The organism is Nakamurella sp. (genome assembly GCF_048594475.1).
Lineage (GTDB): Bacteria > Actinomycetota > Actinomycetes > Mycobacteriales > Nakamurellaceae > Nakamurella.
Genome location: NZ_JBMDXT010000574.1, coordinates 1 through 8,090 on the forward strand (window position 1 = coordinate 1; position 8,090 = coordinate 8,090).

9 protein-coding genes are annotated in these 8,090 nt (G+C 72.0%); 6 read left to right on the plus strand and 3 right to left on the minus strand.

Annotation, left to right across the window (positions count from 1 at the left end):
• The first annotated feature begins 8 nt into the window (after window positions 1-8).
• From serS to pucL, 6 genes are all read left to right on the plus strand, one after another.
• Window positions 9-1,271, plus strand: a complete 1,263-nt coding sequence (gene serS, locus ACOJUF_RS25655; RefSeq protein ID WP_420124645.1) for a serine--tRNA ligase — start codon at window positions 9-11, stop codon at window positions 1,269-1,271.
• 105 nt (window positions 1,272-1,376) lie between these two features.
• Complete coding sequence (locus tag ACOJUF_RS25660) at window positions 1,377-2,687, plus strand: DUF1254 domain-containing protein (protein ID WP_420124637.1); 1,311 nt, start codon at window positions 1,377-1,379, stop codon at window positions 2,685-2,687.
• A gap of 113 nt (window positions 2,688-2,800) precedes the next feature.
• Window positions 2,801-4,171 (plus strand): allantoinase AllB, encoded by a 1,371-nt coding sequence (allB, locus tag ACOJUF_RS25665; protein WP_420124638.1) that lies wholly within the window; start codon window positions 2,801-2,803, stop codon window positions 4,169-4,171.
• Between the two features lie 60 nt (window positions 4,172-4,231).
• A complete protein-coding gene (gene alc / locus ACOJUF_RS25670) occupies window positions 4,232-5,314 on the plus strand; it encodes an allantoicase (protein ID WP_420124639.1) in 1,083 nt (360 codons plus the stop codon).
• Between the two features lie 16 nt (window positions 5,315-5,330).
• Window positions 5,331-5,672 (plus strand): hydroxyisourate hydrolase, encoded by a 342-nt coding sequence (uraH, locus tag ACOJUF_RS25675; protein WP_420124640.1) that lies wholly within the window; start codon window positions 5,331-5,333, stop codon window positions 5,670-5,672.
• A gap of 89 nt (window positions 5,673-5,761) precedes the next feature.
• Window positions 5,762-6,655: a factor-independent urate hydroxylase gene (gene pucL / locus ACOJUF_RS25680; RefSeq protein ID WP_420124641.1), complete on the plus strand. Its 894-nt coding sequence runs from the start codon at window positions 5,762-5,764 to the stop codon at window positions 6,653-6,655.
• 10 nt (window positions 6,656-6,665) lie between these two features.
• Here pucL and ACOJUF_RS25685 read toward each other — a convergent pair whose 3' ends face one another.
• The 3 genes from ACOJUF_RS25685 to ACOJUF_RS25695 all read right to left on the minus strand — a co-directional run bounded on the left by ACOJUF_RS25685 (window position 6,666) and on the right by ACOJUF_RS25695 (window position 7,907).
• Window positions 6,666-6,938: a hypothetical protein gene (locus ACOJUF_RS25685; protein WP_420124642.1), complete on the minus strand. Its 273-nt coding sequence runs from the start codon at window positions 6,936-6,938 to the stop codon at window positions 6,666-6,668.
• A 53-nt stretch (window positions 6,939-6,991) separates the two neighbouring features.
• Complete coding sequence (locus ACOJUF_RS25690) at window positions 6,992-7,390, minus strand: allophanate hydrolase-related protein (protein WP_420124643.1); 399 nt, start codon at window positions 7,388-7,390, stop codon at window positions 6,992-6,994.
• A gap of 91 nt (window positions 7,391-7,481) precedes the next feature.
• Window positions 7,482-7,907 (minus strand): organic hydroperoxide resistance protein, encoded by a 426-nt coding sequence (locus tag ACOJUF_RS25695; RefSeq protein WP_420124644.1) that lies wholly within the window; start codon window positions 7,905-7,907, stop codon window positions 7,482-7,484.
• Window positions 7,908-8,090: the final 183 nt, after the last annotated feature.

The following is an 8,090-nucleotide window of genomic DNA, read 5'->3' on the forward strand; positions in this document are numbered from 1 at the left end:
CTCAGCGGGTGATCGACCTGCGCATCGTCCGTGACGACCCCGATCGAGTCCGCGCCTCGCAGCACGCCCGCGGCGAGGACTCCGGAGCGGTCGACCGGCTGCTGGCGGCGGACGCGGCCCGGCGGTCGGCGGTCGCCACGGCCGACTCCCTGCGGGCCGAGCAGAAGGCGTTCGGCCGGACGATCGGCAAGGCCGCGAAGGAGGATCGGCCGGCGCTGCTGGAGCGGGGCAAGCAGATGGCCCAGCAGGTCAAGGACGCCGAGGCGGCCGAGAACGAGGCCAACCTGGCGCTGGCCGCCGCGCACCGGGCCGTGCCGAACGTCATCGAGGGCGCGCCGCCCGGTGGCGAACAGGACTACCTGGTGGTCAAGGAGGTCGGCACGCCGACCGCGTTCGACTTCGAGCCGCGCGACCACGTCGAGCTCGGCGAGCGGCTGGGCGCCATCGACATCGAACGCGGCACCAAGGTGTCCGGGGCCCGCTTCTATTTCCTGCGCGGGGTCGGGGCCCAACTGCAGTGGGCCCTGCTGAACCTGGCGGTGACCACCGCGATCGGCAACGGGTTCGTCCCGATGATCCCGCCGGTGCTGGTCAAGCCGGAGGCGATGGAGGGAACCGGCTTCCTCGGCGCGCACGCCGACGAGATCTACCGGCTCGAGGCCGACGACATGTACCTGGTCGGCACCGCGGAGGTGCCGCTGGCCGGCTACCACGCGGGCGAGATCCTCGACCTGTCCGGCGGCCCGCTGCGGTACGCCGGCTGGTCGTCGTGCTTCCGCCGGGAGGCCGGCTCGTACGGCAAGGACACCCGCGGCATCCTGCGGGTGCACCAGTTCGACAAGGTCGAGATGTTCGTCTTCTGCAAGCCGGAGGACGCCGCCGCCCAGCACGAGCAGCTGCTCGCCTACGAGGAGCAGATGCTGGCCCACATGGAGCTGCCCTACCGGGTGATCGACACCGCGGCCGGCGACCTGGGTTCGTCGGCGGCCCGCAAGTTCGACTGCGAGGCGTGGGTGCCCACCCAGCAGACCTACCGCGAGCTGACCTCCACCTCCAACTGCACCACCTTCCAGGCCCGCCGGCTCGGCGTGCGGTTCCGTGACGATGACGGAAAACCGCAGGTCTGCGCCACCCTGAACGGCACCCTGGCGACGACGCGCTGGCTGGTGGCGATCCTGGAGAACCACCAGCAGGCGGACGGCTCGGTCCGGGTGCCCGCGGCGCTGCGGCCCGGCCTGGGGGGCCGGGAGGTGCTCGAACCGATCCGGTGACGGTCGCCGTCGGTCTCATCCATCTCGGACGACGCCGGCGAACGGGTGATGGGTGACCCTGGGAAGCGACTGGGAGTGACACTCTCGGCCGATCTGGGAGGGTGCATGAGCACACTGGCGAGCGATCTGCGGACACTGGGCCGGGAGGCCTACATCTACCTCTATCCCCTGGTCACCATGGAGGTGACGCGGCGGCAGATGGTCAACAGCCCGGTCGGGAGCAAGCCGGGGTTCGGCCCGGCGAACGCGTTCCATCACATGCGCAGCTTCCCGCCCGCTGATTTCCGGTCGGTGGTCCGGCCCAACTTCGACACCCTCTACTCGTCGGCCTGGCTCGACCTGACCGCGGGACCGGTGCTGATCGAGCTGCCGGACAGCGACGACCGCTACTACATGATGCCGATGGTGGACATGTGGACCGATGTCTTCGCCACCCTGGGCAAGCGGACGACCGGCACCGGCCCGCAGACCGTCGCGGTGGTCGGGCCCGGCCACCGGGGTGACGGTCCGGCGGCCACGCACGTCGTGCACGCCCCGACCGCGCACCTGTGGGTGATCGGCCGCACCCAGACCAACGGCCCGGCGGACTACGCCGCCGTGGGGGCGTTCCAGGACGGCTGGCGGATCACCCCGCCGGCCGGGTGGACGGCCCCGGCGATCGATCCGGCCGTCGACACCACGACGGAGCCCCTTCGGCTGGTCGACGACCTGCCGGCGGTGGAGTTCTTCACCCTGGCCGGCCAGGTGCTGGTGGCGAACCCGCCGCATGCGACCGACGCCTCGCAGCTGATGCGCCTGCGGCGGCTGGGGATCGAGCCCGGCCGGCCGTTCGACCCGAGCGGGTTCGACACCGATGAGCTCGCCCTGATCCAGCAGGGCGCGACCGACGGGTTGGCCGAGATCCGCTCCGGCGTCACGCACGCCGGCGTGCCGGTCAACGGGTGGCTGGTGCTGACCACCGCGATGGGCGTGTACGGCAACGAGTACCTGCGCCGGGCGGTCATCACGCTGGTCGGGCTGGGGGCCAATCCGGCCCAGGACGCGGTGTACCCGCTGGCGCGGGCCGATGCGGACGGGCATCCGTTGACCGGTGACCACGACTACCTCCTGCACTTCGAGAAGGCCGAACTGCCACCGGTGCACGCGTTCTGGTCCGTCACCATGTACGACGGCGAGGGCTTCCAGATCCCCAACGAACTCGACCGGTTCGCCCTCGGTGACCGGGATCCGCTCACCTACAACGACGACGGATCGCTGGACATCCACATTCGGCGGACCAACCCGGGACCGGAGCTGGAATCCAACTGGCTGCCCGCCCCGGCCGGCCCGATCGGCCTGACCCTGCGCCTGTACGCGCCGGCCGACGAGGTGCTGGACGGCCGGTGGGTGCCGCCGGTGGTGCGCCGGGTGGGCTGAGGGCCCGCGCGACGCGCCGGCCCGCCCACCGGACGGGCCCGGTGGGCGGGACGTCATCTGCCGGACATGCCACGGCCATGACCGGCCGACCAGGGCGGGCTTACTCTGCTGCGATGCGGTCAACTGTGCGCGACGACAACGAGCAGGACCGGCCCGTCGACCTGGTGGTGCACGCGCCCCGGGCGCTCGTCGACGGGCGGGAGCAGGCGGTCAGCATCGCGGTGCGGATGGGGCGCATCGTGGGCATCGAGCCGCTGGGGACCGCGCCGCCGCACCGGCTGGTGGCCACGCTGGAGCCGGACGAGATCCTGATCCCCGGGCTGGTCGACACCCACGTGCACATCAACGAGCCCGGCCGCACCGACTGGGAGGGCTTCGACACCGCCACCGCGGCGGCGGCCGCGGCCGGCGTCACCACGCTGATCGACATGCCGCTCAACTCGCTGCCCCCGACGCTCACCGCGGCGGCGCTGGCCACCAAGCGCGCGGCCGCCCGCGGCCGGTGCCGGGTCGACGTCGGCTTCTGGGGCGGTTGCGTGCCGACCAACCTGGCCGATCTGCCGGAGCTGTTCGCCGCCGGGGTGTTCGGCGTCAAGTGCTTCCTGCAGGACTCCGGGGTGCCCGAGTTCCCGCCGGTCACCAACGGTGAGATGCGAACGGCAATGCGGACGATCGCCGAGGTCGGTGGGCTGCTGCTGGTGCACGCCGAGGATCCCGGCGTCCTGCACACCTCGCCGACCCCGCAGGGTCGGGACTACCAGGCGTTCGTGGCCTCCCGGCCCGAGTCGGCCGAGACCGCGGCCATCGCCTCCTGTATCGAGGCGGCGACGGTCACCCGCTGCCGCACCCACATCGTGCACGTGTCCAGTGCCGGCGGCGTCGAGCTGATCCGCCGGGCCAAGGCTGCCGGAGTCCCGATCACCGCCGAAACCTGCCCGCACTACCTGGTTTTCGACGCGCAGGAGATTCCGGACGGGGCGCCGCAGTACAAGTGCTGCCCGCCCATCCGGGGCCGCGCCGACCAGGACGCGCTGTGGGCGGGCCTGGCCGACGGGACGGTCGACATCGTGGTCAGCGACCACTCGCCCAGCACCGCCGAGCTCAAGCTGCTCGACGTCGGCGACCTCGGTCTGGCCTGGGGCGGCATCGGCGGCCTGCAGTTCGGCTTCGGCGCCGTCTGGGCCCAGGCCGCCCGGCGCGGCGTGCCGCTGGCCGACGTGGTCGGCTGGATGTCGACCGGGCCGGCGCGGCTGGCCGGACTCGACCACAAGGGCCGGTTGGAGGTCGGCGCCGACGCCGACCTGGTCATCCTGGCCGACGCGGACACCTACACCGTCACCGACGAGTCGATCCGGCACCGCAACAAGATCACCCCCTACCTGGGCCGGGAGCTGCGGGGCGTGGTGCGGGCCCGCTGGCTGCGCGGGACCGAGCTGTCCGACGAGCTGGTCGCCGGCCGGCTGATCAGCCACGACCCGCGCTGACCCGGCGGCCCGGCCCGCGACCACCACGATCTGCGACCACCCGTCGAAGGAGCACACCCCATGAAGCGGACCGATCTGAACCTGGCCAGCCGAGCACTGGGCGGGTCCGTGCGGTACGTCAGCGACGAGTTCTTCGCCCCCTGCGAGGCCCTGCTGGTCCCCGAGCCGCCGGTCCACGACACCACCACGTTCGGCCCGCACGGCAAGATCTACGACGGCTGGGAGACTCGCCGCCGGCGCACGCCGGGGCACGACTGGGCGGTCGTCGCACTCGGCGTCCCCGGTGTCCTGCAGGAGATCGTCGTCGACACCTCCTTCTTCCGCGGCAACTACCCGCCCGAGATCTCGGTGGAGGCGACCTGGGTGGACGGGGCACCGGACCGGGCCGCCCTGGACGCCGCGGAATGGACCACCGTCGTGCCGAACTCGGCGGCCCGCGGGGACACCGCGAACTCCTACCGGGTCTACAACAGCCAGGTGTTCAGCCATGTCCGGCTCAACATCTACCCCGACGGCGGGGTGGCCCGGTTGCGGGTGCTGGGGACCGCGGTCCCCGACCCGCGCGTGCTCGGCGACCGGATCGACCTGGCCGCCATCCACCACGGCGGCGACATCGCCGAGTGCTCGGACATGTTCTACTCCGACGCCCGCCACGTGCTCTACCCGGGCATCGCCGCGTCGATGGCCGACGGGTGGGAGACCGCCCGCCGCCGGACCGCCGGCAACGACTACATCGTCGTCACGCTCGCCGGGCCGGCCGAGCTCGAGTACGTCACGATCGACACCGGCTACTTCCTGGGCAACGCGCCCGGCCGGGTCCGGCTGTCCGCGCAGCGCACGGCCACCTCGCCGTGGCGGGAAATCGTCGCCGAGAGCCCGATCTCGCCCGACGCCCGGACCCGCTTCCGGATCGCCGCCGACAGCGAGGTCGCCGCCGTGCGGGTGGACGTCTATCCCGACGGCGGCTTCTCCCGGTTGCGGCTGATGGGCAAGCTGCTGCCGGCGGCCCTGTCCCAGGCGATCGGCCACTGGTTGGAACGGCTGCCGCGGTCGGCGTCGAGCAGGGTGCTGGCCGATGCCGGGCTGAGCGGCATCCCGATCAAGGAGTTGCGCGAGGACCAGCTGCTGTCGCTGGCCTGGTGAGCGGGATACTGCCGGGATGACGATCGCCCGGCTGAGCACGCACGTCCTGGACACCACCATCGGCCGGCCCGCGGCCGGGATCCCCGCCCGGCTGGAGCGGCTCGACCCGGACGCCGCCGCGGAGGTCGGGCTGGGCACCACCGACGACGACGGCCGGGTGTTCCGGCTCAACACCGCCGACCTGGCGCCCGGCCGGTTCCGGCTCACCCTGGACACCGCCGCCTACTTCGAGCGCCGGCACGGGTCGATGTTCTACCCGCAGATCAGCGTGTCGTTCGCGTTGTCGGGCGACCGCGAGCACTACCACATCGCCGTGCTGACCAGCACCTACTCCTATTCGACGTATCTGGGTTCCTGACCGGTCCGGGCACCGACGGCCGACATCAACCCGTCACATCGGTCTGCCAGCATGGGCGGGCCCAGGGTGTCCAGTGAGGGAGTCGACCGATGGCGATCGTGCTCGGCACGAACCAGTACGGCAAGGCCGAGGTGCGGATGGTCTTCGTCGACCGCAGCACGCCGGTGCATGCGATCACCGACGTCAACGTGACCAGCCAGTTGATCGGGGACTTCACCGACACGCACCTGACCGGGGCGAACGACGACGTCATCGCGACCGACACGCAGAAGAACACCATCTACGCGATGGCCCGCACGGGCGGGGTCGGCTCCCCGGAGGAGTTCGCGCTGCGCCTGGCCCGCAATTACGTCGACAAGTACGACCAGGTCACCGGCGCCCGGATGGCCGTCGAGCAGTACTCGTGGGACCGCATCGTGACCTCGGCCGGACCGCACGATCACGCGTTCAGCCGGGGGACGGCGGAGAGCCGGACGACGGTGGTCCGCAAGGACGGGGCCGCGGAGACCGTCATCTCCGGGCTCACCGGACTGGTGGTGCTCAAGTCGACCGGGAGCGAGTTCTGGGGATTCCCCGAGGTCGAGTACACCTCGCTGGTGGAGACCACCGACCGGATCCTGGCCACGGCGGTCACCGCCCGCTGGCTCTTCACCTCGACCGAGCTGGACTGGGACGCCGCGTTCACCGCCGTGCGCACCGCGCTGCTGGAGAATTTCGCGACCACGCACAGCCTGTCGTTGCAGCAGACGCTGTACGCGATGGGCCGCGGGGCGCTCGAGGCCGTGCCGGAGATCGCGGAGATCCGGCTGTCCCTGCCGAACAAGCACCACTTCCTGGTCGACCTCGGCCAGTGGGACCTGGACAATCCCAACCAGGTGTTCTACGCCGCCGACCGGCCGTACGGGCTGATCGAGGCGTCGATCCTCCGGGACGACGCCGAGGTCCCGGCGGGCGCCTGGGAGGGCATCGCCGCGTTCGTGTGAGGCCGGCGGATCAGACGTGCGCGGCGGCGTCCTGCACCAGCAGCTCCAGGTGGCCGCGGGTGATGGTGTGCGGGTCGAACGACATGACGACCCGCGCGTCGCCGGCCGCGTCGACGACGTCGACACCCTCGACCCCGGGCATCCGGTGGGCGATGAGGTGCTGGGCGAGCCGGGCGGCGTCCCGCGTGGGGTGCGCGTCGGCGAAGCGCACGACCAGCACGGTGGGCCGGACGCCGGTGGAGATGATCAGGTCGGTGGGGGCGATGAGGGTGCTCGTGGCCATGGTCTTCTGGACGCCCGACGCCGCGCGAGGTTGTCCGCGCTGCGAAGCCCGGTTCACATCCGGCCGGCGCCGGCCCGGTCGCGGTAGGCCCGCCACCCGTCCCGGTCGGAGATGTCGATCAGCTCGGCCGAGTCCAGGTAGTTCGGCCGGAGCACCACCGCGACGGCGGAGGACCCGTCGGCCAACTGGATGACCGACAGCTCCAGCTCCTCCGGCTCGGCCGGGATGAACCGCTCGCGCAGGGTGGTCAGGGGCACGTCGTACAGCTCGCCGACCACCGACACGCCACCGTCGGCGACCGGCCACAGCGCCGGGAACCGGTCGCCCACGGAGTAGAAGCGGTAGATCGGGGCCGTGTGCGCGGCACCCAGGAACGGGTGGTCGGCGATGCTGTGGTGCACCGAGCCGCCGCGCATGCCCTCGCCGTTGACGAACAGGGGAACACTGGTCATGGAACGTCCTTCCGATGGATTCGGCCCCGGGAGGTGGCCGAAGGATCCGGCCGCCGGGGTCAGGTGACGATCAGGTCGGGCGACGATCAGGTCAGGCCACGTTGAGGGACACGTCGACGTTCCCCCGGACGGCCTTGGAGTAGGGGCAGCGCCGGTGCGCCTGGTCGAGCAGGTCGGCGGCGACCTCGCGGTCGACCCCGGGCAGGTCGCCGGTGATCGCGGCCTGCAGGGCGAATCCGGAATCGCTCTTGACCAGGCCGATCTCGACGCGCACCGAGGAACCGGTGACGTCCAGCCCGGCGGCCGTGGCCAGGTTCTTCAGCGCGGAGTGGAAGCAGGCGCTGTAGCCGGCGGCGACCAGCTGCTCGGGATTGGTCGGGTCGCCCGGCCCGGCGCCGGGGCGGGGCGAGGTGAGGTCGAGGTCGAGCACGCCGTCGGTGGTGCGGGCGTGCCCGTTCCGGCCGTTCCCGGTGGACACGGCGGTGGTCGTGTAGACGGTCGTCGGGACCGCGGTCATCGTGGCTTACTTTCGATGGGGGTGCCCGCCCGGCCGCGCCGGCCCGCGCGGATCAACAACGCCGGCGCGGATCAACTCACCCCGAATGTGACGGGTGGGACCGGAGTCGCCGACTTCGTGCGCGCGGGGGCAGGGCACGGTGGGACCGGCCGGGCGCGGGGACGCCCGGCCGGGGCGGCCGAT

Bases quoted from the DNA above. Each gene is read 5' to 3' on its own strand.
- ACOJUF_RS25660 (WP_420124637.1), top strand. From the start codon at position 1,377: ATGAGCACACTGGCGAGCGATCTGCGGACACTGGGCCGGGAGGCCTAC.
- allB (WP_420124638.1), top strand. From the start codon at position 2,801: ATGCGGTCAACTGTGCGCGACGACAACGAGCAGGACCGGCCCGTCGAC.
- alc (WP_420124639.1), top strand. From the start codon at position 4,232: ATGAAGCGGACCGATCTGAACCTGGCCAGCCGAGCACTGGGCGGGTCC.
- uraH (WP_420124640.1), top strand. From the start codon at position 5,331: ATGACGATCGCCCGGCTGAGCACGCACGTCCTGGACACCACCATCGGC.
- pucL (WP_420124641.1), top strand. From the start codon at position 5,762: ATGGCGATCGTGCTCGGCACGAACCAGTACGGCAAGGCCGAGGTGCGG.
- ACOJUF_RS25685 (WP_420124642.1), bottom strand. From the start codon at position 6,938: ATGGCCACGAGCACCCTCATCGCCCCCACCGACCTGATCATCTCCACC.
- ACOJUF_RS25690 (WP_420124643.1), bottom strand. From the start codon at position 7,390: ATGACCAGTGTTCCCCTGTTCGTCAACGGCGAGGGCATGCGCGGCGGC.
- ACOJUF_RS25695 (WP_420124644.1), bottom strand. From the start codon at position 7,907: ATGACCGCGGTCCCGACGACCGTCTACACGACCACCGCCGTGTCCACC.